Annotated in this window: 17 protein-coding genes; 9 read left to right on the top strand and 8 right to left on the bottom strand. The window is 72.9% G+C overall.

Annotated elements, in window-relative coordinates:
• Positions 1 to 248: 248 nt before the first annotated feature.
• On the bottom strand, positions 249 to 2,612 hold the full coding sequence (locus IE248_RS18345; protein ID WP_268254074.1) for a PIG-L family deacetylase: 2,364 nt from the start codon (positions 2,610 to 2,612) through the stop codon (positions 249 to 251).
• Positions 2,613 to 2,855: 243 nt separating this feature from the next.
• On the opposite strand from IE248_RS18345, the gene IE248_RS18340 reads away from it, so the two are divergent.
• The gene (locus tag IE248_RS18340; RefSeq protein ID WP_073796177.1) at positions 2,856 to 5,843 is read left to right on the top strand and encodes a bifunctional [glutamine synthetase] adenylyltransferase/[glutamine synthetase]-adenylyl-L-tyrosine phosphorylase; all 2,988 of its coding nucleotides are present in this window, start codon (positions 2,856 to 2,858) and stop codon (positions 5,841 to 5,843) included.
• A gap of 54 nt (positions 5,844 to 5,897) precedes the next feature.
• Here the strand turns inward: IE248_RS18340 and IE248_RS18335 are convergent, their stop codons facing one another.
• Complete coding sequence (locus tag IE248_RS18335) at positions 5,898 to 6,569, bottom strand: TetR/AcrR family transcriptional regulator (RefSeq protein WP_190031162.1); 672 nt, start codon at positions 6,567 to 6,569, stop codon at positions 5,898 to 5,900.
• Positions 6,570 to 6,689: 120 nt separating this feature from the next.
• Between IE248_RS18335 and IE248_RS18330 the strand changes: the two genes are divergently transcribed.
• Positions 6,690 to 7,532: a patatin-like phospholipase family protein gene (locus IE248_RS18330; RefSeq protein WP_190031161.1), complete on the top strand. Its 843-nt coding sequence runs from the start codon at positions 6,690 to 6,692 to the stop codon at positions 7,530 to 7,532.
• Between the two features lie 26 nt (positions 7,533 to 7,558).
• On the opposite strand, the gene IE248_RS18325 is transcribed toward IE248_RS18330, so the two are convergent.
• The 3 genes from IE248_RS18325 to IE248_RS18315 form a co-directional block, all read right to left on the bottom strand.
• The gene (locus tag IE248_RS18325) at positions 7,559 to 8,443 is read right to left on the bottom strand and encodes a phosphatase PAP2 family protein (protein WP_190031160.1); all 885 of its coding nucleotides are present in this window, start codon (positions 8,441 to 8,443) and stop codon (positions 7,559 to 7,561) included.
• A 94-nt stretch (positions 8,444 to 8,537) separates the two neighbouring features.
• Positions 8,538 to 9,569 carry a LacI family DNA-binding transcriptional regulator gene (locus IE248_RS18320; protein ID WP_073779843.1) on the bottom strand — a complete coding sequence of 344 codons (1,032 nt, stop codon included), beginning with the start codon at positions 9,567 to 9,569 and terminating at the stop codon, positions 8,538 to 8,540.
• Between the two features lie 26 nt (positions 9,570 to 9,595).
• Positions 9,596 to 11,218 (bottom strand): glycoside hydrolase family 13 protein, encoded by a 1,623-nt coding sequence (locus IE248_RS18315; protein WP_100583872.1) that lies wholly within the window; start codon positions 11,216 to 11,218, stop codon positions 9,596 to 9,598.
• 222 nt (positions 11,219 to 11,440) lie between these two features.
• Here IE248_RS18315 and IE248_RS18310 point away from each other — a divergent pair, with 222 nt between their 5' ends.
• The 7 genes from IE248_RS18310 (at position 11,441) to pulA (ending at position 24,659) form a co-directional block, all read left to right on the top strand.
• Positions 11,441 to 12,715 carry an extracellular solute-binding protein gene (locus IE248_RS18310; RefSeq protein ID WP_008743698.1) on the top strand — a complete coding sequence of 425 codons (1,275 nt, stop codon included), beginning with the start codon at positions 11,441 to 11,443 and terminating at the stop codon, positions 12,713 to 12,715.
• 7 nt (positions 12,716 to 12,722) lie between these two features.
• Positions 12,723 to 13,760 carry a carbohydrate ABC transporter permease gene (locus IE248_RS18305; protein WP_037795276.1) on the top strand — a complete coding sequence of 346 codons (1,038 nt, stop codon included), beginning with the start codon at positions 12,723 to 12,725 and terminating at the stop codon, positions 13,758 to 13,760.
• Positions 13,757 to 14,614 (top strand): sugar ABC transporter permease, encoded by an 858-nt coding sequence (locus IE248_RS18300; RefSeq protein WP_008743696.1) that lies wholly within the window; start codon positions 13,757 to 13,759, stop codon positions 14,612 to 14,614. Before IE248_RS18305 ends, IE248_RS18300 begins: the two co-directional genes overlap by 4 nt.
• Before the next feature lie 95 nt (positions 14,615 to 14,709).
• Positions 14,710 to 16,320, top strand: a complete 1,611-nt coding sequence (locus IE248_RS18295) for a glycoside hydrolase family 13 protein (RefSeq protein ID WP_037795274.1) — start codon at positions 14,710 to 14,712, stop codon at positions 16,318 to 16,320.
• A complete protein-coding gene (locus IE248_RS18290; RefSeq protein ID WP_100583898.1) occupies positions 16,308 to 17,318 on the top strand; it encodes a LacI family DNA-binding transcriptional regulator in 1,011 nt (336 codons plus the stop codon). The genes IE248_RS18295 and IE248_RS18290 overlap by 13 nt, the downstream gene beginning before the upstream one ends.
• Positions 17,319 to 17,488: 170 nt before the next feature.
• Positions 17,489 to 19,201 carry a carbohydrate-binding module family 20 domain-containing protein gene (locus IE248_RS18285; protein WP_190031159.1) on the top strand — a complete coding sequence of 571 codons (1,713 nt, stop codon included), beginning with the start codon at positions 17,489 to 17,491 and terminating at the stop codon, positions 19,199 to 19,201.
• Between the two features lie 94 nt (positions 19,202 to 19,295).
• On the top strand, positions 19,296 to 24,659 hold the full coding sequence (pulA, locus tag IE248_RS18280) for a pullulanase-type alpha-1,6-glucosidase (RefSeq protein ID WP_373301538.1): 5,364 nt from the start codon (positions 19,296 to 19,298) through the stop codon (positions 24,657 to 24,659).
• Positions 24,660 to 24,759: 100 nt separating this feature from the next.
• On the opposite strand, the gene IE248_RS18275 is transcribed toward pulA, so the two are convergent.
• The 3 genes from IE248_RS18275 to IE248_RS18265 all read right to left on the bottom strand — a co-directional run bounded on the left by IE248_RS18275 (position 24,760) and on the right by IE248_RS18265 (position 26,781).
• The gene (locus IE248_RS18275; RefSeq protein WP_190031158.1) at positions 24,760 to 25,377 is read right to left on the bottom strand and encodes a hypothetical protein; all 618 of its coding nucleotides are present in this window, start codon (positions 25,375 to 25,377) and stop codon (positions 24,760 to 24,762) included.
• Between the two features lie 156 nt (positions 25,378 to 25,533).
• Positions 25,534 to 26,058: a GNAT family N-acetyltransferase gene (locus IE248_RS18270; RefSeq protein ID WP_008743690.1), complete on the bottom strand. Its 525-nt coding sequence runs from the start codon at positions 26,056 to 26,058 to the stop codon at positions 25,534 to 25,536.
• Positions 26,059 to 26,082: 24 nt separating this feature from the next.
• A complete protein-coding gene (locus IE248_RS18265) occupies positions 26,083 to 26,781 on the bottom strand; it encodes a TetR/AcrR family transcriptional regulator (RefSeq protein ID WP_037797498.1) in 699 nt (232 codons plus the stop codon).
• Positions 26,782 to 26,787 lie beyond the last annotated feature (6 nt).

The raw sequence follows: 26,787 nt of genomic DNA, 5'->3' as shown, positions 1-26,787 counted from the left end.
GGGGCTCGTTCCGGGCGGTGGGTGGTACCGCCGTGCAGTCAGAGAGAGGCCCCTGCGGGGAACTTGGTTCACCGCAGGGGCCGATGACTCCGCTGTTTCCGGAAGCGACCGGATGTGATGGTGCCGTGTGCGGTTTGGCTCCAGATGTACGGAGGGAGAACACCCGGCGATCATGCGCAGGCCGGCGAACCGGCGCACCGAAATGGGGTGTTGACCGTAATGAGGGGAATCCCCCCTTCAATCCCGCTTTACGGACCCGTGTTGCGCGGGCCGACCGGCTGCCACGGCGCCAGGTACGCGTCCGGGGCGTCCTGCGAGGACGTCACGTACAGCCGCGCGTCGAGCCCGACCACCGCCAGGCTGACCATGTTCCGCCCGGTCGTCGTACTGGAGGGCGATCCGACGAACATCAGCGGCGACCGCTCCCACGGCCGCCCCGGGCCCACCTCGGAGCCCAGCTGCCCGCCCGCCGCGCGCCCCGCGAGCAGGTGTCCGCTCGCCGTCACCGCGCCGAACCCGCTGAGCCCGCCGAGGTCGGTGAGGCCGCTCACCCGCAGGCCGCCGTCGGCCGTCACCAGGGCGGTACGGACGTTGCCCGACCCCGGCTTGCGGAACCACAGCCGCACCCCGGTCGGGCCGCCCTGCGCCGTGAGCGGGAGGGCGGTGTCGGGCAGTCCGGTCGCGGTGACCGGGCCCAGCGGGGCGCCCGGCCGCGGCTGGACCCAGCCCACCACCGTCCGGGCCGTACCGGCGAGGACCACGCGCCGCCCGGCGCCGTCCACGGCCGTGACCGGGTTGCCGGTCAGGCCGTCGCCGCCGAGGCGCAGCCACGGGCCCCAGCCGCCGTCCGCCGCCCGCACCCGTCCGCGCAGGGTGTGCGCGCCGTCGCGGACGTACACGGCCGGCTGTCCGGCGCCGTCGACCGAGACGGCCGGCGCGCTGATGTCGGAGGTCCACTCCTCGTCGGAGGTCTCGGGCGTGCCCAGCGACTCCCACGGCCCGAACTCCTCGGAGCCGGGGGCCCGCTGGACGGCCATGACGACCTCGCGGGTGTAGTCCGCGGGCCGCGCGCCGAAGGCGGTACGGGTGCCGAAGGCGGCGATCCGGCCGTCCGGGAGGGTCGCGGTGGAGATGCCCGGGTCCATGCCGGTGCCGGGGAGCAGCCGGGGGTCGCTCCAGGCGCCGATGAGGCCGGCCCGGTGCCAGACGGCGACCTGGCCGTCGAGCACCTTGAAGGCCCACAGGCCGTGGTCCCGGTCGGAGGTCAGCCAGGAGGTGCTGGTGCCGCGGGCGTAGTTGATGGACCGGGTCCAGTTGTTCCCCGCGGGGTGGTCGGCAACCTTCAGGTCGCCGCAGCCGGCCTCGCTGCCGCAGTGGTCGCTCTGGTCGAGCCAGGCGTAGGTGTCCAGGATGTCCAGCTTCTCCCCGGCCTCGACCGGGTCCAGGGAGCTGGGCAGCGAGCCGTTGAGGTACCCGAGGTAGTTCTGCACCGCGAAGTGCGGGCGGTCCTTGACCTCCTTCGCGTAGGCGGCGAGCGCGGCCTGCGCGAAGCGGGCGCCGTACATGTGGTCCTGGTGGTCGGTGTAGCGCCGGGTGTCGGCGTGCCGGCCGGGGGTGGGGTCTTGAAGCCGGACCGTCGTCGGCCGGTACCGCTCCAGGACGCCGAGGAGGGTCCGTACGACCTGCTCCCTGGTGTACGTGTACGGCTGCCGGACCGGGGTTCCGGAGGCGAGCACCGACTCCAGGCGCTCCACCCGGCCGTCCCACAGGCCGTGCAGGCTGTCGGGGCGGTCGGCGTAGACGTTGCCCGCCTCGCGCATCTGGAGCCAGACCAGGTTGACCTCGGGCCGGGCGACGAGGACGTCGAGCTCGGCACGGCCGCCGCCGTCGGTCGGGATGACGGTGCGCTTCCAGGCGCTGCGCCGGTCGCCGGTGGCCATCTTGGCGTAGGCGGCGCGGATGCCGTTCTGGCGGGCCTCGGCGTAGGCGGGCTTGTCCGGGGCGGTGGAGGCCGTCTTGGCGGCTCCGGCGTTGATGCCGTCGGCTTCGCCGGAGGTGAGGTAGACCGAGGTCACCGGGTGGCCGGCGGTTATGGAGTACCGCAGGTCCGGGTTCATGAAGTAGAGGTCGTCGTCGGGGTGCGCGACGATCTGGAGCACGCGGCCGGGGTCCGGGTTCTCGTGCGCGGCCGCGGCGGCCAGTGGGCCGGCGTCGGGGGAGGCCGGGGAAACGAGCCCCGCGAAGGCCTCGTTTCCCCGGAGTACGAGCATGCCGCCCGCGGCGGTGGCCGCGCAGAGGGCGACGACCTTGACCAGCCGGTGCCGGTGCCGGTCCCGGCGGGCGGAGTGGGGGCCGGTGCCGGGCCGGGAGCCGGCGCGGGGGTCCGGCAGGGCGGCGGCGCCGGGCCGGGCGTCGGTGCGAGGGCCCGGTAGGGCTGCGGCGTCGGGGCTGGGCCGGGCCTCGACGCGAGGGCCCGGTAGGGCGGCGGCGCCGGTGCCGGGCCGGGCTTCAGGACCCGGTAGGGCGGCGGCGTCGGGGCTGGACTGGGCCTCGGTGCGGGGGGCCGGCAGGGCTGCGGCGGGGGAGGGCGCGCCGGGGCGTGGGTCGGGCATGGGGCTCCTCCGGCCGTCAGACGGGGAGCGTGCCCCACAAGATCGAAAGACCCCAAAATCTTCCGATAGTCCAATTAGTCGGCCCATGGTAAACGGGTTCGGTGATCGAACACCCGCCCACGAGGGTGAGATCCGCGCCACGCCGGTGTCCCGGGCTCCGGCGAAACACATGGCCTAGGCTCGCCCCAGGGCATGTCAGGGCAGGCCGCGCCACTGGCACCGACGGACGCGGGAGGCGACGGGATGACAGTCCCGGGACGCAGGAGCAGCACCTTCATCCGGCTGCTCCGAAGCGGCTTCACCGACCCGTCGGCCGCCGCCCGGCTGCTCGACTCCGACGCGCTGGCCGCCGTACGCACCGATCCGGTGCTCCTCGACGCCCTCGGCGCGACCGCCGACCCCGACCTCGCCCTCCTCGGGCTCGTCCGGCTCGCGGAGGCGCAGCCGGAGGGCGAGCTGCCCGGGCTCCTCGACACCCTCGTCAGCGCCAAGCCGCTGCGCGACCGGCTGCTCGGCGTGCTCGGCGCCTCCGAGGCCCTCGGCGACCACCTCGCCCGCCACCCCCGCGACTGGCTCAGCCTCGTCACCTACGAGGCCGTCGACCTGCACCCCGGACTTCCCGAGTTCGAGCGCGGGCTCGCCGACGCCCACGACCCCGTCGCGCTGCGCGTCGCCTACCGCCGCTGCCTGCTCTCCATCGCCGCGCGCGACGTCTGCGGCACCATCGACGTCGCCCAGACCGCCGCCGAGCTCGCCGACCTCGCCACCGCCACCCTCCGCGCGGCCCTGCGGATCGCCTCCGCCGCCGCCCCCGAGGACGCCGCCGCCTGCCGGCTCGCCGTCATCGCCATGGGCAAGTGCGGCGGCAACGAGCTGAACTACGTCTCCGACGTCGACGTGATCTTCGTCGGGGACGCGGCCAACGGGGCCGACGAGGGCAAGGCCGTCCAGGCCGCCACCCGCCTCGCCTCCCACCTCATGCGGATCTGCTCCGAGACCACCGTCGAGGGCACCATCTGGCCCGTCGACGCCAACCTCCGCCCCGAGGGCCGCAACGGCCCCCTGGTCCGCACCCTCGCCTCCCACCTCGCCTACTACCAGCGCTGGGCCAAGACCTGGGAGTTCCAGGCCCTCCTCAAGGCCCGCGCCGTCGCCGGCGACCCGGGGCTCGGCGCCGAGTACATCGCGGCCATAAGCCCGCTCGTCTGGCAGGCCGCCGAACGCGAGAACTTCGTCCCCGACGTCCAGAAGATGCGCCGCCGCGTCGTCGACAACATCCCCGCCGCCCAGGTCGACCGCGAGCTCAAACTCGGCCCCGGCGGCCTGCGCGACGTCGAGTTCGCCGTCCAGCTGCTCCAGCTCGTGCACGGCCGCAGCGACGCCACCCTGCACTCCGGCAGCACCCTCGACGCCCTGCACGCCCTCGCCGCCGGCGGCTACGTCGGCCGCGCCGACGCCGCCCAGCTGCACGACGCGTACCGGTTCCTGCGCGCCATGGAGCACCGCATCCAGCTGTACCGGCTGCGCCGCACCCACCTCGTCCCCGAGGACGAGGCGGACCTGCGCCGCCTCGGCCGCTCCCTGGGACTGCGCACCGAACCCGTCTCCGAGCTCAACAAGGCCTGGCGCCGGCACGCCTCCGTGGTGCGGCGCCTGCACGAGAAGCTCTTCTACCGGCCGCTCCTCGACGCGGTCGCGCAGCTCACCCCGGGCGAGACCCGGCTCTCCCCGCGCGCCGCCGGCCAGCGCCTCGAAGCCCTCGGGTACGCCGACCCGGTCGCCGCCCTGCGCCACCTGGAGGCCCTCACCTCCGGCGTCAGCCGCAAGGCCGCCATCCAGCGCACCCTGCTGCCGGTGCTGCTCGGCTGGTTCGCCGACTCCGCCGACCCCGACGCCGGCCTGCTCAACTTCCGCAAGGTCTCCGACGCCCTCGGCAAGACGCCCTGGTACCTGCGCTTCCTGCGCGACGAGGGCGCCGCCGCCGAGAACCTGGCCCGCGTGCTGTCCGCCGGACGCCTCGCCCCCGACCTGCTGATGCGCGCCCCCGAGGCCGTCGCCCTGCTCGGCGACCCCGAAGGGCTGCTGCCCCGTACCCACGAGGCCCTCGAACAGGAGGTGCTCGCCGCCGTCGGGCGCGCCGAGGACCCCGAGACCGCCGTCGCCGTCGCCCGCGGGGTGCGCCGCCGCGAGCTGTTCCGTACCGCCGCCGCCGACATCATCGGCTCGTACGGTACGGAGGACAGCCCCGCCGTCGAGGACCCCGGAGCCCTGGTCAACCGGGTCGGCAGCGCCGTCTCCGAGCTCACCGCCGCCACCATCGCCGGGGCCCTTCGCGCCGCCGTCCGCAGCCACTGGGGCGAGACCCTGCCCACCCGCTTCGCGATCATCGGCGTCGGCCGCTTCGGCGGGCACGAACTCGGCTACGGCTCCGACGCCGACGTGCTGTTCGTCCACGAACCCCGCGAGGGCGTCGGCGAGCAGGAGGCCGCGAAGGCCGCGCAGGCCGTCATCGCCGAGATGCGCCGGCTGCTCCAGCTCCCCAGCACCGACCCGCCGCTGCTCATCGACGCCGACCTACGCCCCGAGGGCCGCTCCGGCCCCATGGTGCGCACCCTCGCCTCGTACGCCGCGTACTACCGGCGCTGGTCCCTGACCTGGGAGAGCCAGGCCCTGCTGCGCGCCGAACCGGTCGCCGGGGACGAGGAGCTGGGCCGCCGCTTCATCGAGCTCATCGACCCGCTGCGCTACCCGGTGGAGGGGCTCGGCGAGGACGCCGTACGGGAGATCCGCCGGCTCAAGGCCCGGATGGAGTCGGAGCGGATGCCGCGCGGAGCCGACCCGACCCTGCACACCAAACTCGGCCGGGGCGGTCTCAGCGACGTCGAGTGGACCGTCCAGCTGATGCAGATGCGGCACGCCTGGGCCGAGCCCGGCCTGCGCACCACCCGGACCCGCGAGGCGCTGGCCGCCGCGCACCGGGCCGGGCTGATCCCGACCGAGGAGGCGCAGATCCTGGACGAGGCGTGGGTGCTCGCCACCCGCGTCCGCAACGCGGTGATGCTGGTGCGCGGCCGCGCCGGGGACACCTTCCCGTCCGAGGCGCGCGAACTGGCCGCCGTCGGGCGCTACCTGGGGTACGCCGAGGGCACGGTCGGCGAACTGCTGGACGACTACCGCCGCATCACCCGGCGGGCGCGGGCGGTCGTGGACGAGCTCTTCTACGGGGCGTAGCGGCGGGCCGCCCGGCGCCGCCGGGCCCGGTCACAGCGCTACCCGGTCACAGCGCTAGCGGCGGTGCGGGCCCAGCGCGCGCAGGACCCCGGCGAGCGAGGCGGGCGAGGGGGCCGGGCCGGGCAGCGCGGCGGCCGGCCCGGCGGCGCGCAGTCCGTCGAGCAGCAGCGCCAGGCTGCGGCGCCAGCCGTCCGGTGCGGTGGCCGTCAGGGCGGGCACGGCGCGGCCGAGCACGGCCAGGGCGAGCAGCAGGTCCTCGGTGATGACGTCGGCCCGCACCGTGCCCTGCCGCTGCGCCCGGGCGAGCAGCAGCCCGACGGTCTCGTGGTTGTGCGCGTGGACGGCGTCCAGCGCGCGGACCCCTTCGAGGCCGGTGGTCATCAGGTCGTTGGTGCCGCGGTCGGCGGCCAGCCCCGCGAACACGGTGGCGAGGTAGCCGGTCAGTCCCGTCCAGGCGTCCTCGGCGGCCCGCGCCTCCTCGCCGGCGCTCACGGTGTCGGCGAGCGCGCCCTCGAACACCGCGTCCACCAGCGCCGCGCGGCCGGGGAAGTGCCGGTACAGGGTGGCGTTGCCGACGCCGGCCCGGCGGGCGATGTCGTCGAGCGGGGCGTCCAGGCCCTGGGCGGCGAAGGCCTCGCGGGCCGCGGCGATGAGCAGGTCGCGGTTGCGCCGCGCGTCGCGCCGCACCGGGACGGGCCGCTCACCGGGTGTCTTCTCGACCGTCATGCCTGGATCCCCGCTCCTCCGAAGTACCGGGGACCATTCCCCGGTACTGATGCTATCGTCGTCCCATGAAGCGGGGAGCACTCCCCGTTTCCTTGTCGGCGCGGGAGGGGTCGGGGGACGGTGACGGACACGGCATTGGTCCTGGGCGGCGGGGGAGTTCTCGGCGGCGCCTGGGCGATCGGCCTGCTGGCCGGACTGGCCGAGGCCGGCATCGACCTCTCCCGCGCCGACACCCTCATCGGCACCTCCGCCGGCTCGGTGCTCGGCGCCCGGCTCGCCTCGGGCGTCACCGCCGCGGAGCTCTACGCCGAGCAGCTCTCCGACGCCGGCCGGGTCGAGGTCGGCGTCACCCCGGGCCAGACCGCCCGCTTCCTCCTGGCGGCGCTCGGCTCGCGCGACCCGGACCGCTCCGTCCGGCGGCTCGGCCGCGCCGCGCTGGCCTCCCGTACGGTCGCCGAATCCGCCGTGCACGAGGCGATCGCCGTCCTGCTGGGCGGCGTACGGGACTGGCCCGCCGGCCGGGACCTGCGGCTGACGGCGGTCGACGCCGAGACCGGGGAGCAGGCGGTCTTCGACGCCGGCTCCGGCGTCACCCTCCCCGAGGCGGTCGCGGCCGGCTGCGCGGTACCGGTCGTCTGGCCGCCGGTCTCGCTGGCGGGGCGCCGCTGGATGGACGGTGGGAGCCGCTCCACCGCCAACCTCCACCTCGCGCGCGGACACCGGCGGGTCGTCGCGATCGCCCCGATCCCCAAGGCCGTCGGACCCCACCCGAGCGCCCCCGCCCAGGCCGCGGAGCTCGCCGCCGCAGGGGCGCGGGTGGCGCTCCTCGTCCCGGACCGCGCCGCCCGCAAGGCCATCGGCCGCAACATGCTCGACCAGTCCCGCAGGGCCGCGGCCGCCCGGGCGGGCCGGGCCCAGGCCGCCGCCTGCGCCGGGGACGTCCGCGCGGTCTGGCCCGGCTGAGGCCGGGGCCCCCGCCGCGCGGCCGGCTAGCGCCGGAAGCGGTTCAGCAGTTCCGTCGCCGGGTGCGGGCCCGCGGGCTCGGGGTGGCGGGGCAGCCGGTGCGGCAGCGAGCCGAACCAGGCCCGCGAGACCGCGAACCCGAAGGCCAGGCAGAGCATGCCGCCCACGGCGTCCAGCCAGAAGTGGTTGGCGGTGGCCACGATGACGACCAGCGTCGCCGTCGGGTACAGCAGGCCCAGGATCCGGGCCCACGGCGCGGAGGCGACGGCGAAGATCGTCAGCCCGCACCAGAGCGACCACCCTATGTGCATGGACGGCATCGCGGCGTACTGGTTCGACATCTGCTTGAGGTTGCCCGAGGCCATCGAACCCCAGGTGTGGTGCTTCAGCACGGTGTCGATGAACTGCTGCCCGTTCATCAGCCGGGGCGGCGCGAGCGGGTACAGGTAGTACCCGACCAGGGCGACGCCCGTGGTGGCGAAGAGGACGAGACGGGTGGCCGCGTAACGGCCGGGGTGGAAGCGGTAGATCCAGACGAGCACGCCGATCGTCACCACGAAGTGGAGGGTGGCGTAGTAGTAGTTCATGCCGACGATCAGCCAGGTCACCGAGTCGATGGCGTGGTTGACCGACTGCTCCACGGCGATGCCCAGGGAGCGCTCGACGCCCCACAGCCAGTCGGCGTTCGCGAGGGCGACCGCCTTCTGCTCGGGGACCGCGTTGCGGATGAGCGAGTACGTCCAGTAGCTGACCGCGATGAGCAGGACCTCGAACCAGATCCGCGGCCGGCGCGGGGCGCGCAACCGGGAGACGAGGGTGCGCTGGCCGCCAGGTCGGGCCTCCACCTCGGTCACCGGGGGTGACGAGAGGTCCGTCCTGGTTTCCAGTGTCTTCACGCTCGCTTCACCCATGGGCCAAGAGTCTGCCAGATCCGTTCCCGCCTCCGATCATCCCCCGGGACGGTCTTCGACGCAGTCGGTCCGCCTTGGGGACGACGCGCGAACCCTACGGCATACGCCGCTGGGCGGGCCCGGACGCGGTGGAGCCGCGGACGACCAGCTCGGGCAGGAAGACGAACTCGCAGTGCGGGGCCGGAGTACCGCCGATCTCCTCCAGCAGGGTCCGCACCGCGGCCTGCCCCATCGCCTGCACGGGCTGCCGGATCGTGGTCAGCGGCGGATCGGTGAACGCTATGAGGGGGGAGTCGTCGAAGCCGACGACCGACACGTCCTGCGGCACCCGCAGCCCCTGCTGCCGGGCCGCGCGGATCGCGCCGAGCGCCATCATGTCGCTCGCGCAGACGATGGCCGTGCAGCCCCGCGCGATGAGCGCGGTCGCGGCGGCCTGCCCGCCCTCCAGCGAGTAGAGGGAGTGCTGGACGAGTTCCTCGGTCTCGGCCTCGTCGAGCCCGAGCCGCTCCTTCATCCCGAGCCGGAAGCCCTCGATCTTGCGGAGCACCGGCACGAAGCGCTTGGGGCCGACCGCGAGCCCGATCCGGGTGTGCCCGAGCGCGGTCAGGTGGGTCACCGCGAGCTGCATCGCGGCCCGGTCGTCGGGGGAGACGAAGGGAGCCTGCACCTTGTCGGAGAACCCGTTGATGAGGACGTACGGAACGCCCTGCCCGCGAAGTTGGTCATAACGGCCCATGTCGGCCGTGGTGTCGGCGTGCAGCCCGGACACGAAGATGATCCCGGAGACCCCGCGGTCGACCAGCATCTCGGTGAGCTCGTCCTCCGTGGACCCGCCGGGGGTCTGGGTGGCGAGCACCGGCGTGTACCCCTGCCGGGTCAGCGCCTGGCCGATGACCTGGGCGAGCGCCGGGAAGATGGGGTTGTCCAGCTCGGGCGTTATCAGGCCGACGAGCCCCGCGCTGCGCTGGCGCAGCTTGACGGGGCGCTCGTAGCCGAGGACGTCGAGGGCGGCCAGCACGGATTCGCGGGTGCCTGCGGCCACACCGGGCTTGCCGTTGAGCACGCGGCTGACTGTGGCTTCGCTGACCCCCGCCTGGGCTGCGATGTCGGCGAGCCGTGCGGTCACGGGATTGGACTGTACCGGTAGCCGCCTCAGAAAGCCCACCACGTGCACGAATCGGGGGGAAGCAGGACGGTGCGGCCGTCGGTCTCGACTGGGGCGCTGGAGAGGACCGGCCGGCCGGGGGAGGGCATTTCGACCGGGATGTCCAGAGTGTTGAGGGTGCAGGCGAAGCCGGGGCGGGAGAAGAGGAGCACCCCCTCGGGCGCGGACAGCCAGCCCAGCGGGCCCGCGTCCGGGGAGCCGAGGCCGGGCAGGGCCCGGCGCAGCTCCAGCGCCGCCCGGTACAGCTCCAGCGTGGAGTGCGGGTCGCCGGTCTGGGCCTCGACGCTGAGAGCGCCCCAGCCGGCGGGCTGCGGGAGCCAGCTGCCGCCCTCGCCGAAGCCGTACGGGGCCCCGTCGGCGGACCAGGGCAGCGGCACCCGGCAGCCGTCGCGCAGCCCGTCCTGCCCCGCGGTGCGGTGGAACGCGGGGTCCTGGCGGGCTCCGTCGGGGAGGTCGGTGACCTCGGGCAGGCCGAGTTCCTCGCCCTGGTAGACGTACGCCGAACCGGGCAGCGCCAGCATCAGCAGCGCGGCCGCCCGCGCCCGGGCCAGCCCCTGCTCGCCGCCCCCGTAGCGCGTGACGTGACGTACGACGTCGTGGTTGGAGAGCACCCACGTCGTCGGGGCGCCGACCGAGGCGGTGGCGGCGAGGGACTCGTCGATGACGGTGCGCATCGCGGCCGGGTCCCAGGGGCAGTTCAGGAACCGGAAGTTGAAGGCCTGGTGCAGCTCGTCGGGCCGGACGTACAGGGCGAGCCGCTCCGAGGTGGGGGCCCAGGCCTCGGCGACCCCGATCCGCCCGTCCCCGTAGGAGTCGAGGAGCAGCCGCCAGGAGCGGTGGATCTCGTGGACCCCGTCCTGGTCGAAGAAGGGGAGCGGCTCGGTGCCGATCAGGGTGGCCTGGGCGCCGCGGCCGATGTCGGGCAGGCCCGGGGCCTTGACCATGCCGTGGGCCACGTCCACGCGGAAGCCGTCCACGCCGAGGTCGAGCCAGAAGCGCAGCACGGAGGCGAATTCCCCGGCGACCTCGGGGTGGTCCCAGTTCAGGTCGGGCTGCTCGGGGGCGAACAGGTGCAGGTACCAGTCGCCGTCGGGCACCCGGGTCCAGGCGGGACCGCCGAAGACCGACTCCCAGTCGTTGGGCGGCTCGGCCCCGTCGGCGCCGCGGCCGGGGCGGAACCAGTACCGCTCGCGGGCCCCGGGCTCCCCGGCGAGGGCGGCGCGGAACCAGACGTGCTCCTCGGAGGTGTGGTTCGGCACCACGTCCACGATGACCCGCAGCCCCAGCGCGTGCGCGGCCCGGACGAGGTCGTCGGCGTCGGCGAGGTCCCCGAAGAGGGGATCGACGGCCCGGTAGTCGGCGACGTCGTAGCCGCCGTCGGCCTGCGGGGAGACGTAGAAGGGGGTCAGCCACACGGCGTCGACCCCGAGCCGGGCCAGGTGCGGCAGGCGGGTGCGCACCCCGCGCAGGTCGCCGACGCCGTCTCCGTCGCTGTCCGCGAAGGAGCGGACGTACACCTGGTAGATGACGGCATCACGCCACCAGCCGCTGTTCGCGGCGGCGTTGCTGGAAGCGCTTGCAAGCCGGGAAGCGGTCAGGTCATGGGTCATATCGGGGTCAACGCGCGTGCGTGCCCCCTGGTTGCGGGCCTGACGGGTCGAAGGTCATTCGAACTAACAGCAAGCTGCGGCAACCGTACGGACACGTGGATGTAACGATCAACGGCCCTTGCAGAAAATTGCCGCAAGGTCTTTCGGTCGGCTTTCAGGCTTGTTACGTTCCTGGCAACTCGGGACCGCGAGGGAGCGGCCGGGATCATCGAAGGAGTTCATATGCGGCGTGGCATAGCGGCCACCGCGCTGGTCGCGACCCTGGCGCTCGCGGCTACGGCTTGCGGCGGTGACACCAAGGGCGACGGTGGCGACACGAAGGCCGGCGGAGAGCTCTCCGGCACGGTCACGTGGTGGGACACCTCCGGTGACGCCGAGAAGGCGACCTTCCAGAAGATCGCCGAGGCCTTCACGGCGAAGCACCCGAAGGTCACCGTCAAGTACGTCAACATCCCGTACGGCGATGCGCAGAACAAGGCCAAGAACGCCTTCAGCAGCGGCTCCGACGCTCCCGACGTGATCCGCGCCGACGTCGGCTGGGTCGCCGACTTCGCCTCGCTCGGCTACCTCGACGAGGTCCCGGCGGACGCGGCCAAGAAGGTCGACGCCGAGTTCCTCCCGCAGGCCGCGGCCAGCGGCAAGTTCGAGGGCAAGACCTACGCCGTCCCGCAGGTCATCGACACCCTCGGCCTCTTCTACAACAAGAAGATGCTCGCCGACGCCGGCGTCCAGCCCCCCACCACCCTGGAGGAGCTGAAGACCGCCTCGGCGGCCGTCAAGGCCAAGACCGGCAAGCCCGGCTACTACCTGCGCGGCGACGACTCCTACTGGTCCCTGCCGTTCATCTACGGCGAGGGCGGCGACCTGGTCGACGCGAAGACCAAGACGGTCACCGTCGACAACGCGGCCGGCGTCAAGGCCTTCAAGGCCGCCCGCGAACTGGTCAGCTCCGGCGCGGCGATCACCAACGCCACCGACGGCTGGAACAACATGCAGACGGCCTTCAAGTCCGGCGAGGTCGCCATGATGATCAACGGCCCCTGGGCCGTCGCCGACACCTACGCCGGTGACCAGTTCAAGGACAAGGCCAACCTCGGCGTCGCCGCCGTCCCGGCCGGCTCCGCCAAGGCCGGTTCCCCGCAGGGCGGCCACGACCTCGCCGTCTACGCCGGTTCCAAGAACCGCTCCGCCGCGCACGCCTTCGTCGAGTACATGACCTCGCAGGACGTGCAGGTGCAGTCCACCAAGGAGCTCAGCCTGCTCCCGACCCGGACCGCCGCCTACGAGCAGCCGGACGTCAAGTCCAGCGAGATGGTCCAGTTCTTCAAGCCGGCCGTGGACAAGGCCGTCGAGCGCGCCTGGATCCCGGAGAACGGCGCCCTCTTCGAGCCGCTGAAGGTCGAGTGGACCAAGGCGGTCACCGGTGCCTCCACCCCGGAGGACGCGGCCAAGGCGGCCGGCACCGAGTTCCGCAAGATCCTCAAGGGCTGGAAGTAACGAGAAGATGGCTGCTCACACCAGCCAGTCGGTGGCGAAGGCCGCGGGCGACGTCGAGAACACCGACGACGCCCGCGGCCGGAGCCGCTGGACTGACAGCAGGGCCACCGGCCGCAGCGGTGGTGGACTGGGGCGCGCCCTCGCCACCCACTGGTACGCCTGGGCCATGGTCGCCCCCGTGGTGCTCGTCCTCGGCGTGATCATCGGCTGGCCGCTCGTCCGCGGCGTCTACCTGTCGCTGACCGACGCCAACGAGCGCAACGTCGGCCGGACGATCGGCGCCAACCACATCGAGGCGACGTACCAGTTCGTCGGCCTCGACAACTACGCCGACGTCCTCACCGACCCGGTGTTCCTGCAGCGGCTGGTGTGGACCGTCACCTGGACCGTGCTGTGCGTGTCGATCACCTTCACGCTCGGCCTGGTCCTGGCCAACATGCTGAACCGCGAGTTCCGCGGCCGCGCCGCCTACCGGATGGCCCTCATCCTGCCCTGGGCCGTCCCCGGCTTCGTCTCCGTCTTCGCCTGGCGGTTCCTCTTCAACCGCGACAACGGCATCCTCAACAAGCTCCTCGACGGCGGCGGGATCTCCGCGATCCCGTGGCTCGACGACCCGACCTGGGCCAAGGTCGCCGTCATCAGCGTCAACGTCTGGCTCGGCGTCCCCTTCATGATGGTCGCCCTGCTCGGCGGCCTCCAGTCGATCCCCGGCGAGCTCTACGAAGCCGCCGAGATGGACGGGGCCTCCGCCTGGCAGCGCTTCCGGCACATCACCGTGCCCGGGCTGCGCTCGGTGAGCATGACGGTGATCCTGCTCTCCACCATCTGGACCTTCAACATGTTCCCGGTGATCTTCCTGCTCACCCGGGGCGGTCCGGGCGACGCCACCGAGATCCTGGTGACCCAGGCCTTCAAGGAGGCCTTCATCTCCAGCCCGCGCGACTTCGCAGGCTCCGCCACCTGGGGCGTGCTGATCCTCGCCCTGCTCATGATCTTCGCGCTGGTCTACCGGCGCTCGCTGCGCAAGCAGGGAGAGGTGTGGTGACCGTGACCACTCGTACGTCGCCGCCCGCGCGCGGCAAGCGCTCCCCGCTGGCCTCCGCCGGCCTGCACACCACCCTGCTCGCGGCCTCCGTGATCGCCGTCTTCCCGGTGCTGTGGGTCGTCCTGACCTCGCTCAAGCCCGCGAAGCACGCCATCACCACGGACTTCGTCAAGGAACCCACCTTCGACAACTACCGGTACCTGGTGGAGGAGACCTCCTTCTTCACCTGGTTCGGCAACTCCGTCCTGGTCGCCGGCATCACCACCGTCCTCGGCGTGTTCATCGCGGCCACCACCGGGTACGCCGTCAGCCGGTTCAAGTTCCCCGGCATGAAGCCGCTGATGTGGACCCTGCTCATCACGCAGATGTTCCCCATGGCCATCCTCATCGTCCCGCTCTACAACCTCATGGGACAGATGGGGCTGCTCAACCAGCCGCTCGGCCTGATCATCACCTACCTCACCATCGCGGTGCCGTTCTGCGCCTGGATGATGAAGGGGTTCTTCGACACCATCCCGGTCGAGATCGACGAATCCGGCCGGGTCGACGGGCTCAACCCCTTCGGTACCTTCTGGCGCCTCATCCTCCCGCTGGCCAAGCCCGGCCTCGCGGTCACCGGCTTCTACTCGTTCATCACCGCCTGGGGCGAGGTCGCGTACGCCTCCGCCTTCATGGTCGGCGACGAGAACCTCACCCTGGCCGGGGGCCTGCAGACCTTCGTGACCCAGTACACCGCCAACTGGGGTCCGATGACGGCCGCCTCGGTCCTCATCGCGATCCCCGCGGCGCTCTTCTTCCTCTTCGCCCAGCGTCACCTCGTCGCCGGGATGACGGCAGGCGCGACCAAGGGCTGACCCCCTTCGGGCGAGCGCCGACCGGCCGCTCGCGACCAGGGCTGACCTCCCTGCCTGCCCCCTCTCACCCCCGGCCCGATCTCTTCAAGGACGACATGACCCAGCACCTCGCCGACGCTCTTCCCACCACGACCGGCACCCGGCCCGGCTGGTGGAGAGAAGCGGTGATCTACCAGGTCTATCCGCGCAGCTTCGCCGACAGCAACGGGGACGGGATGGGGGACCTCGAAGGCGTCCGGCGCCGGCTCCCCTACCTCAAGGAACTGGGCGTCGACGCCGTCTGGCTCAGCCCGTTCTACGCCTCCCCGCAGGCCGACGCGGGCTACGACGTCGCCGACTACCGGGCCATCGACCCGATGTTCGGCACCCTGCACGACGCCGACGCGGTGATCCGCGAAGCCCATGCCCTGGGCCTGCGGATCATCGTGGACCTCGTCCCCAACCACTGCTCCGACCAGCACGAATGGTTCAAGCAGGCGCTGCGCGAAGGCCCCGGCACCCCGCTGCGCGAGCGCTTCCACTTCCGCCCGGGCCGGGGCGCCGACGGCGCCGAGCCGCCCAACGACTGGGAGTCCATCTTCGGCGGCCCCGCCTGGACCCGCGTCGCGGACGGCGAGTGGTACCTGCACCTGTTCGCCCCCGAGCAGCCCGACTTCAACTGGGAACACCCCGCCGTCCAGGACGAGTTCCGCTCCATCCTGCGCTTCTGGCTCGACCTCGGCACCGACGGCTTCCGCATCGACGTCGCCCACGGCCTCGTCAAGGCCCCCGGGCTGCCCGACCTCGGCCGCGACGAGCAGCTCAAGCTGCTCGGCAACCAGGTGCTGCCCTTCTTCGACCAGGACGGCGTCCACGAGATCTACCGCTCCTGGCGCACCGTCCTCGACGAGTACGCCGGCGACCGCATCGGCGTCGCCGAGGCCTGGACGCCGAGCGCCGACCGCACCGCGCTCTACCTGCGCCCCGACGAGCTGCACCAGGCGTTCAACTTCCACTACCTGAACACCGGCTGGGACGCCGAGGCGCTGCGCGCGGCGATCGACGAGTCCCTCGACGCGATGCGGCCCGTGGGCGCCCCGACGACGTGGGTGCTCTCCAACCACGACGTCGTACGTCACGTCACGCGCTACGGGGGCGGAGAGCAGGGGCTGGCCCGGGCGCGGGCGGCCGCGCTGCTGATGCTGGCGCTGCCCGGTTCGGCGTACGTCTACCAGGGCGAGGAACTCGGCCTGCCCGAGGTCACCGACCTCCCCGACGAGGTGCGCCAGGACCCCTCCTTCTTCAAGGAGAACGGCCAGGACGGGCTGCGCGACGGCTGCCGGGTGCCGCTGCCCTGGTCCGGCACCGAGGCCCCGTACGGCTTCGGCGACGGCGGCAGCTGGCTGCCCCAGCCCGCGCAGTGGGCCGGGCTGAGCGTCGAGGCCCAGACGGGCGACCCGGCCTCCACCCTGGAGCTGTACCGGGCGGCGCTGCGGATCCGCCGGGAGCGGGCGGACCTGGGCGCGGGCGACGCGGTGGAGTGGCTGGCGGCGCCGGCCGGCGTGCTGGCCTTCCGCCGGGGCGACTTCGTCTGCACCGTCAACACCACGGCCGAGGCCGTCCGTCTCACCCCGCCCGGGACGGCCCTCCTCGCCAGCGCCGCCCCGGCCGACCCGGCCGATCCCGCGGTCCTCGGGGCCGACACGGCGGTGTGGTGGCAGGTGTGACCTCCCCGCTACGGCTGACGGACATCGCCGCGCAGGCCCAGGTCAGCGAGGCGACCGTCAGCCGGGTGCTCAACGGGAAGACGGGCGTCGCGGCCGGCACCCGGCACAAGGTGCTGGCCGCGCTCGACCTGCTCGGCTACGAACGGCCGGTGCGGCTGCGCCGCCGCAGCAACGGCCTGGTGGGCCTGCTGATCCCGGAGCTGACCAACCCCATCTTCCCGGCGTTCGCGCAGGTCATAGAGCAGGCGCTGGCGGGCCACGGCTACACGCCGGTGCTGTGCACGCAGACCCCGGGCGGGGCCACCGAGGACGAGCTGGTGGAGCAGCTGGTGGAGCGGGGGGTCACCGGGATCATGTTCCTGTCCGGGCTGCACGCGGACTCGGCGGCGGACCCCTCCCGCTACCAGCGGCTCTCCTCCCGGGGCATCCCCTTCGTCCTGATCAACGGCTTCAACGAGCAGGTCAACGCCCCGTTCATCTCCCCGGACGACCGGGCGGCCGCGGACATGGCGGTACGTCACCTGGCGGACCTCGGGCACCGGCGGATCGGCCTCGCCATCGGGCCGACGCGGTACGTCCCCTCGGCCCGCAAGGAACAGGGCTTCGTGGCGGCCGTCCCCGGGGCGGAGGCCGAGGGGCTCATCCAGCGCACCCTGTTCACGGTGGAGGGCGGCCACGCGGCGGGCGGCGCCCTGCTCGACCGAGGCTGCACGGGCATCGTCTGCGGCAGCGACCCGATGGCCCTCGGCGTCATCCGCGCGGCCCGCGAGCGGGGGCTGCGGGTGCCCGAGGACGTCTCGGTGGTCGGTTTCGACGACTCCCCGCTGATCGCCTTCACGGATCCCCCGCTGACCACCGTCCGCCAGCCGGTCCGCGCGATGGCGACGGCCGCGGTCGGCGCCCTCCTGGAGTCGGTCGCGGGCACCCCGGTCCAGCGCACGGAGTACGTCTTCCAGCCGGAGCTGGTGGTCCGGGGATCCACGGCGCAGGCGCCGTAGCCCCCGGGCAGCCCCCGGCCCGTTGCCCGCCCGGCCGCCCCGGGCGGGGCCGAGGGGAGGGGATACGCCTCGGAAACAATTCTGCAATCTCTTGCGCAAAGTCTTGCAGCGCTCCTACCTGGCCCCTACGGTCGCTCCAATCCCCACCTCTTCCGCCAGGAGGCCCCCGCATGCCTGCCAGACCTGTCAGAGCTGCGACCCTGTTCGCCGCCACCGCACTCGTCTGCGCCACCCTGACCGCTGCCGGGCCGCAGGCCGTTGCCTCGCCGCCCGGGGAGAAGGACGTCACCGCCGTCCTGTTCGAGTGGCGCTTCGACTCCGTCGCCAAGGCCTGCACCGGCTCCCTCGGGCCCGCCGGGTACGGGTACGTACAGGTCTCGCCGCCGCAGGAGCACGTACAGGGCGGACAGTGGTGGACCTCGTACCAGCCCGTCAGCTACAAGATCGCCGGGCGGCTCGGGGACCGGGCCGCCTTCAAGGCGATGGTCGACACCTGTCACGCCGCCGGGGTGAAGGTCGTCGTCGACTCCGTCGTCAACCACATGGCCGGCCCGGCGGACGCGGGGGCCACCCTCACCGGGACCGGGGGGTCTTCGTACACGAAGTACGGCTACCCGGGGCTCTATTCGGGCGCCGACATGGACGACTGCCGGGCCACGATCTCCAACTACCAGGACCGCGCCAACATCCAGAACTGCGAGCTCGTGCAGCTCGCCGACCTGGACACCGGCGAGGACTACGTGCGCGGGCGCATCGCGGGATACCTGAACGACCTGCTCTCGCTCGGCGTGGACGGCTTCCGGATCGACGCCGCCAAGCACATCCCCGCCGCCGACCTCGCCAACATCAAGTCCCGGCTCACCAGCCCGGGCGCGTACTGGAAGCAGGAGGCGATATTCGGAGCCGGCGAGGCCGTCTCGCCCGGCGAGTACCTGGGGAACGGGGACGTACAGGAGTTCCGGTACGCCCGGGACCTCAAGCGGGTCTTCCAGAGCGAGGACCTCGCCCACCTGAAGAACTTCGGGGAGGCCTGGGGCTACCTGCCGAGCGCGCAGGCCGGGGTCTTCGTCGACAACCACGACACCGAGCGCGGGGGCGACACCCTCAACTACAAGGACGGTTCCGCCTACACGCTGGCCAGTGTGTTCGCGCTGGCCTGGCCGTACGGGTCGCCCGACGTGCACTCCGGCTACGAGTGGAGCGACAAGGACGCCGGACCGCCGAACGGGGGCACGGTGAACGCCTGTTACACTGACGGCTGGAAGTGCCAGCACGCCTGGCGGGAGATCTCCTCCATGGTCGGCTTCCGCAACGCGGCCCGCGGCCAGTCCGTCACCAACTGGTGGGACAACGGCGGCGACCAGATCGCCTTCGGGCGCGGCACCAAGGCGTACGTGGCGATCAACCACGAGGGTTCCGCGCTGACCCGGACCTTCCAGAGCTCGCTGCCGGGCGGCGACTACTGCGACGTGCAGAGCGGGCGGACCGTCACGGTCGGCTCCGGCGGGCAGTTCACCGCCACCCTCGGCGCCGGGACCGCCCTCGCCCTGCACACCGGGGCCCGTACCTGCGCCGGCACCCCGGCGGGGTCCGCGGGGGCCGCCTTCGGAGTCAGCGCCACCACCGTTCCCGGGCAGAACATCTACGTCACCGGTGACCGCGCCGAGCTCGGCGGCTGGAACACCGGGAGCGCCCTGAAGCTCGACCCGGCGGCCTATCCCGTCTGGAAGCTCGACGTGACGCTCCCGGCCGGCGCCGCGTTCTCGTACAAGTACCTCCGCAAGGACGCCGCCGGAAACGTCACCTGGGAGAGCGGGGCCAACCGCACCGCCTCCGTGCCCGCGAGCGGCAGGGTCACGCTGACCGACACCTGGCGCGGCTGAGCCGCCGCCCCACCGACCAGGGCCGCCCGGCACCATCATCCCCGCCACGCCGGGCGGCCCTCATCCGTGCGACACGTACACAAGGAGACCCGCCTTGATACGCCCTGCCGCAGGAGTGCTCGCCGCCGCCCTGGCCGTGACGCTCCTGCCCTCCCTCCCCGCCGCGGCAGCGGCCGCGGCGGCCCGGCCGCCCGCACCGCCCTCGGACGCGAAGCTGGCCGCGGAGCCGGCCCGGCACGACCTGACCCGGGAGCAGTTCTACTTCGTCCTGCCCGACCGGTTCGCGAACGGCGACCCCCGCAACGACCGGGGCGGGCTGACCGGCACCCGGCTGGAGACGGGCCTGGACCCCACGGACAAGGGCTTCTACCAGGGCGGTGACCTCAAGGGGCTGACCGACCGGCTCGACTACATCAAGGGGCTCGGCACCACCGCCATCTGGATGGCGCCGATCTTCAAGAACCAGCCGGTGCAGGGGAAGGGGGCCGATGCCTCCGCCGGGTACCACGGGTACTGGATCACCGACTTCACGCAGGTCGATCCGCACTTCGGCACCAACGCCGACCTGGAGCGTCTGATCGACAAGGCGCACGGGAAGGGGATGAAGGTCTTCTTCGACGTCATCACCAACCACACCGCCGATGTCGTGGACTACCGCGAGGCGTCCCACTCGTACCTGTCGAAGGGGGCGTTCCCCTATCTGACCAAGGACGGCGTGCCCTTCGACGACGCCGCGTACGCGGAAGGCAAGGGGAAGTTCCCCCGGACCGACGCCGGCTCCTTCCCGCGCACCCCCTTCGTCCCCGACGCGAAGAAGGACCTCAAGGTCCCGGCCTGGCTCAACGACCCGACGATGTACCACAACCGGGGTGATTCCACCTTCGCCGGGGAGTCCTCCGAGCAGGGGGACTTCGCCGGCCTCGACGACCTGTGGACCGAGCGTCCCGAGGTGGTGAGCGGGATGGAGAAGATCTACGAGAAGTGGGTCAAGGACTACCGCATCGACGGCTTCCGGATCGACACGGTCAAGCACGTCGACACCGGCTTCTGGACCCAGTGGGCGACGGCCCTCGACAAGTACGCCGCGCAGCGCGGCCGGAAGAACTTCTTCATGTTCGGCGAGGTCTACTCCGCCGACACCGCCGTCACCTCCCCGTACGTGACGCGCGGGCGCCTCGACGCCACCCTCGACTTCCCGCTCCAGGACGCGATCCGCGCGTACGCCTCCCAGGGCGCGGGAGCCGGCCGGCTGGCCTCCGTACTGGGCGAGGACTACCGGTACACCACCGACAAGGCCAACGCCTACGAGCAGGTGACCTTCCTCGGCAACCACGACATGGGCCGCTTCGGGACCTTCCTGAAGCAGGACCGGCCGGGGGCGGGGGAGCCCGAGCTGCTGGACCGCTACCGGCTCGCCAACGAGCTGATGTTCCTCTCCCGGGGCAACCCGGTGATCTACTCCGGTGACGAGCAGGGGTTCACCGGCGCGGGCGGCGACAAGGACGCCCGCCAGCCGCTGTTCGCCTCCCGGGTCGCCGACTATCTGGACGACGACCAGCTCGGAACGGCGCGCACCCACGCGAGCGACGCCTACGATCCGCGGCACCCGCTCTACCGGCAGATCAGTGCTCTCTCCCAGCTGACCAAGGAGCACCCGGCCCTGCGCGACGGCGTCCAGAGTGAACGTTTCTCCGATGGCTCGGTCTACGCCTTCGCCCGCACCGACAGCCGCACCGACACCCGCGGCCGCACCGAGTACCTGGTCGCCGCCAACAACGCCTCCGAGTCCCGGACCGTCGAGATCGACGCCCCGGCCGGCGCCCAGTACCGCACCCTGTACGGCGGCACAGCCCTGATCCGCGCCTCCGCCGCCGGCAAGCTCACCGTCGTCGTCCCCGCCCTCGGCTCGGTGGTCCTCCAGGGCCTCGCCCCGCTCGCCGTCCCCGCCACCGGGCCCGCCCTCACCCTGAAGGCCCCGGCGGCGGCCACCGGCACCGTCGAACTCTCCGCCGACGTCACCGCGGGCGGCCTGAACCGGGTCGTCTTCGCCGCCCAGGCCGGCAACGAGCCCTGGCAGGTGCTCGGTTCCGCCGACCACGCCCCGTACAAGGTCACCCAGCACGTCACCGCCACGGCCGGCACCGCCCTGCGCTACAAGGCCGTCGTCATCGACGCCGCCGGCCGCACCGCGAGCGCCCTCGCCGCTTCCGTCGCGGGCCAGACGCCGCCCGTCCCCGTCCCCACCGCCACCCAGCGCGACTACGCCGTCGTCCACTACAACCGCCCCGACGGCGACTACGCGAACTGGCGGCTGTACGCCTGGGGAGACATCGCCGACGGCGAATCCACCCCCTGGCCCGAGGGACACGGCTTCACCGGCCGCGACGCCTACGGCGCCTTCGCCCACGTCAAGCTCAAGCCCGGCGCCTCCTCCGTCGGCTACCTCGTCATCGACAAGGACGGCGCCAAGGACGTCGCCGCCGACCGTGCCATCGACGTCACCCGCACCGGCGAGATCTGGCTGGAGCAGGGCAAGGAAGCCGCCCGCACCGACCGCCCCGCCACCCCTCCGGCCGACCCGACCAAGGCCGTCCTGCACTACCAGCGCCCCGACGGCGCCTACGACGGCTGGGGCCTGCACGTCTGGACCGGCGCCGCGAACCCCACCGACTGGTCCAAGCCGCTGCCGCCCACCCGCACCGACTCCTACGGCGCGGTCTACGAGGTCCCCCTCGCCGCCGGCGCCACCAGCCTGAGCTACATCCTCCACAAGGGCGACGAGAAGGACCTCCCCTCCGACCAGTCCCTCGACCTGGCGGCCACCGGCCACGAGGTCTGGATGCTGGGCGGCCAGGCCGCCTACCTCCTCCCGCAGCCCGCCGGCTCCTCCGCCGCCCTGGACCTCACCAAGGCCCAGGCCGTCTGGATCGACCGCGACACCCTCGCCTGGAACGCCCCCGCGGCCGCCGCCTCCGTCCAGCTCCTGGCCTCCCGCGAGGGCACGGTCAAGGCCGCGAACGGCACCCTGACCGGCGGCGAGAGCGCCCGGTGGCTGCGCCTGTCCAAGTCCGCGCTCACCGAGGCGCAGCGGCGAAAGTTCCCGCACCTGGCCTCGTACACCGCCTACACCGTCGATCCCCGCGACCGGGAGCGCGTCCGCGAGGCCCTGCGCGGCCAGCTCGTCGCGAGCGCCCGCGCCGCGAACGGCGCCGTGCTCGCCGCGACCGGCGTCCAGCTCGCCGGCGTGCTCGACGACCTGTACGCGACGAACGCCCGGCTCGGCCCGGTCTTCGAGGGCGGCCGCCCGACCCTCTCCGTCTGGGCCCCCACGGCCCGGCAGGTCTCCCTCGAACTCGACGGCCGCACCGTCGCGATGCGCCGCGACGACGCCACCGGCGTCTGGTCGGTGCGCGGCGAGCGCGGCTGGAGCGGAAAGCCCTACCGCTACGCCGTCACCGTCTGGGCCCCGAGCACCGGGCAGACCGTGCGCAACCTGGTCACCGACCCGTACTCCACGGCCCTGACCACGGACTCCACGCACAGCCTGGTCGTGGACCTCGCCGACCCGAAGCTCGCCCCGCCCGGCTGGCGCGACCTGCGCAAGCCCGCCGCCGTCCCGTTCGCCTCGGCGCAGATCCAGGAGCTGCACATCCGCGACTTCTCGGTCGCGGACCGCACGAGCGGGCACCCCGGCCAGTACCTGGCCTTCACCGACACGGACTCGGCGGGCATGAAGCACCTGCGCTCGCTGGCCGCCTCCGGCACCTCCTACGTCCACCTCCTGCCGGCCTTCGACATCGCCACCGTCCCGGAGAAGCCCTCGGACCGCACCGAACCCGCCTGCGACCTCAAGGCGTACGCGCCGGACTCCGAGGAGCAGCAGGCCTGCGTCACCGCCGCCGCGGCGAAGGACGCGTACAACTGGGGTTACGACCCGCTGCACTACACCGTGCCCGAGGGCTCGTACGCGAGCGACCCGAACGGCACCGCCCGCACCGTCGAGTTCCGCAGGATGGTCCAGTCGCTGAACGGCGCCGGACTGCGGACCGTCATGGACGTGGTCTACAACCACACCGTGGCCTCGGGCCAGGCGGACAAGTCGGTCCTGGACCGCATCGTGCCCGGCTACTACCAGCGGCTGCTCGCCGACGGCAGCGTGGCCACCTCCACCTGCTGCTCCAACACCGCGCCCGAGAACGCCATGATGGGCCGGCTCGTCGTGGACTCCGTCGTCACCTGGGCGAAGGAGTACAAGGTCGACGGCTTCCGCTTCGACCTGATGGGACACCACCCGAAGGACAACATCCTGGCCGTCCGCGCCGCCCTGGACGCCCTGACCCTCCGCAAGGACGGGGTGGACGGCAAGAAGATCGTCCTCTACGGCGAGGGCTGGAACTTCGGCGAGGTCGCCGACGACGCCCGCTTCGTCCAGGCCACGCAGAAGAACATGGCCGGCACCGGCATCGCCACCTTCTCCGACCGGGCCCGCGACGCGGTGCGCGGCGGCGGCCCCTTCGACGAGGACCCGCGCGTCCAGGGCTTCGCCTCCGGGCTGTTCACCGCCCCGAACTCCTCGCCTGCCAACGGCACCGCGCAGGAGCAGCGGGCCCGGCTGCTGCACGACCAGGACCTGATCAAGGTCGGGCTGTCCGGGAACCTCGCCTCGTACGTCTTCACGGACACCTCCGGCCGCCGGGTCAAGGGCTCCGAGGTGGACTACAACGGCGCCCCGGCCGGGTACGCGGCCGCTCCCGGCGACGCGCTCGCCTACACGGACGCCCACGACAACGAATCCCTCCACGACGCCCTGACCTACAAACTGCCGCAGGGCACCCCGGAGGCCGACAAGGCCCGCCTGCAGGTGCTGGCGATGGCGGTGAGCACGCTCTCGCAGGGCCCGTCCCTGTCCCAGGCGGGCACCGACCTGCTGCGCTCGAAGTCCCTGGACCGCAACTCGTTCGACAGCGGGGACTGGTTCAACGCCATCCACTGGGACTGCGGCGACGGCAACGGCTTCGGCCGGGGCCTGCCGCCGGCGGCCGACAACCGGGCGAAGTGGCCGTACGCCAAACCCCTGCTGACCGGCCCCGCACCCGCGTGCGCCGACATCACGGCCGCCTCGGCGGCCTACCGGGACCTGCTGCGGATCCGTACGACGGAACCCGCCTTCGGCCTCACCACGGCGCAGGCGGTCCAGGCCGCCCTGGGCTTCCCGCTGTCCGGCAAGGACGAGACCCCGGGCGTGATCACCATGAGGCTGGGGGACCTGGTGGTGGTCTTCAACTCCACGCCCGCCGCCGGGCGCCAGCGCGTACCGGACCTCGCGGGCCGGGCCTACGCCCTCCACCCGGTCCAGGCCGCCGGCGCGGACGCCGCCGTGAAGCGGTCCGCCTACGACACCGCGACGGGGGAGTTCACCGTCCCGGCCCGTACGGTCGCGGTCTTCAAGCGGTCCTGATCCGAAGGACGCAGCGGCGGCGGCCATGGTCCGCCGCCGCTGCGTCACGGGCCGTCCCGCCGCCCGATGCCCTCGCCAGGTGGGGCATCGGGCCGGGGCGTCAGGCCCAGATGCGGACGGCCTCCATCTGGAGCGACTGGCCCGTGCTCCCCACGTACACCGGGTTGCCGGCCGCCGAGTTCAGCCAGCCGTAGTTCGCGATGTGCGCCTGCGCGGCCACGCCGCCGGAGCCGACCTGCACCCCGAGGGCCTCCATCCGCCGCGACTGACCGGTGGTGCCGACCGTCACGGCCGCGCCCTCACCGGCGCAGGCCCAGCCCTGCCAGCCGACTTCGGCGAGGTGGGCGTTGGCGCAGACGCCGCCGACCCCGCGCGTCGCGATCACGACGGCCTCCATCCGCCGGCCCTGCCCGGTCGTCCCGGCGACCTGGCCGTCGCACACCGCCGCCTGCCAGCCGATGTCCTGGACGTGCGCGGAGTAACAGACCACGCGGGCGTTCGGCGCGAACGCGTGCTGCCGCGCCGTCGCCGCCTCCACCTGGGCGATCACCGAGGCCGGCGCCCGTACGGCGGAAGGCCCCGCGACCGCCGTGCCGGCCGGAGCCGGAGCGGGCACCGACGGCAGCGCCTGGGCCTGCGCCACACCCGTGGCCCCCAGCACACCCGCCAGCGCCAGCCCTAAGACGGCGCCCGCGGCCTTGCTCATGGAATTCTTCACGGCATTCCCCTCCTGGTACCGACTGGTCGCGACCATCTGTACCGGCGGCGCGGAGCGGGGGGCAACAGATGGGGGGCGGCACGGCCGAGAGGGGACCCGACATGGCGCGCGCCGGGGGCTTGCGCGCGCTCCGGGACCTGTGCGTGCGACGGCCGGTCAGACGTCGAGACGGCGCTCCAGCAGGATCACGCCGTAGACCTTCCCGTCCTGGCCCTTCTTCGACGGAAATTCTCCGACGACCCGGTAGCCCGCGCCCTGGTAGTAGTCGACCAGCCGGGGGTTGGAGGAGACGCAGTCCAGCCGCGCCCGCTCCCGCCCGGTCCGGGCGATCCGCCACTCGGCGTGGTCGAGTATCCGGCGCCCCGCGCCCGCGGGCGCGGCCTCGCGCTCCACCATCAGCCGGTGCACGTAGCCCGCGACGGGCGGCTGCACGCCCCAGGCCTCCTCGTCGGACCACCAGAGTTCGTACGCCCCCACGACCCGGCCGTCGGCGTCCTCGGCGAGCCACACCTCGCCGTCGCGCATCCTCGCGCGGAAATGGGCGGTGTCCTTACCGCCCGGCTTCCACTGGTCGATGCCGTTCGCCCGCATCCACCGGGCCGCCTGGTCGTACAGCTTCACCAGCGTGCCGGCGTCCTTCTCCACGGCCTGCCGGAACAACATCCCGTCGTCAATGATCACGCGGGCATTATCGCGTGGGCACGCTCAGGCGGGCCCCGGAATCAGCGCCGCCATCCGCCCGACCAGCACCCCGAAGGGCCCGTCGGCGGGCTCGTCGGCGAGGATCCGCACCAGGATCTGGGCCATCTCCTCGTCGTACGCGGCGCTGACGGCAGCCAGCGCGGCGAAGTCGTGCACCAGCTGCAACTCCAGCTCGGCCCGCGGGATCTCCCGGCCGTCGAGCCAGATCAGCGCCGTGGACTCGGCGAGCGACACCCACGACCGCACGACGAGCGCGAGCCGCGCGGGCGGCCGCTCGATGCCGATGTGCTTGAGGATCTGCTCGTACGCCGCCTGCCGGACCTCGTCGATCAGCGCGTTGGCCCGGCTGCTCCCGGCGGCCGGCCCCCCGCGCATCAGCGCCGAGAAGCCCGGGCCGTGATCGTCGACGAACGCGAAGAACCGCCCCATGACCCGGAGCAGCCGCGATCCGAGCGGCCCCTCATGGGGCTCCACGAACCGCTGCGCCAGGTCGTCGGCCGCCCGGCGCAGCGCGGCCTCGTACAGGCTGAGCTTGCCCGGGAAGTAGTGGTAGACGAGCGGCCTGGATATCCCGGCCGCCGCCGCGATCTCGTCGATCGACACATCGTCGGGCGACCGGTGGCTGAACAGCTCCAGGGCTACCCCGATCAGCTGCTGCCGCCGCTCCTCGACACCCATCCTGCGTCGCACCCCGGTTGTCATGCGGAC

It is taken from the genome of Streptomyces goshikiensis (assembly GCF_014650555.1).
GTDB classification, from domain to species: Bacteria; Actinomycetota; Actinomycetes; order Streptomycetales; family Streptomycetaceae; genus Streptomyces; species Streptomyces goshikiensis.
This window is presented reverse-complemented; position numbering and strand designations above follow the sequence as displayed.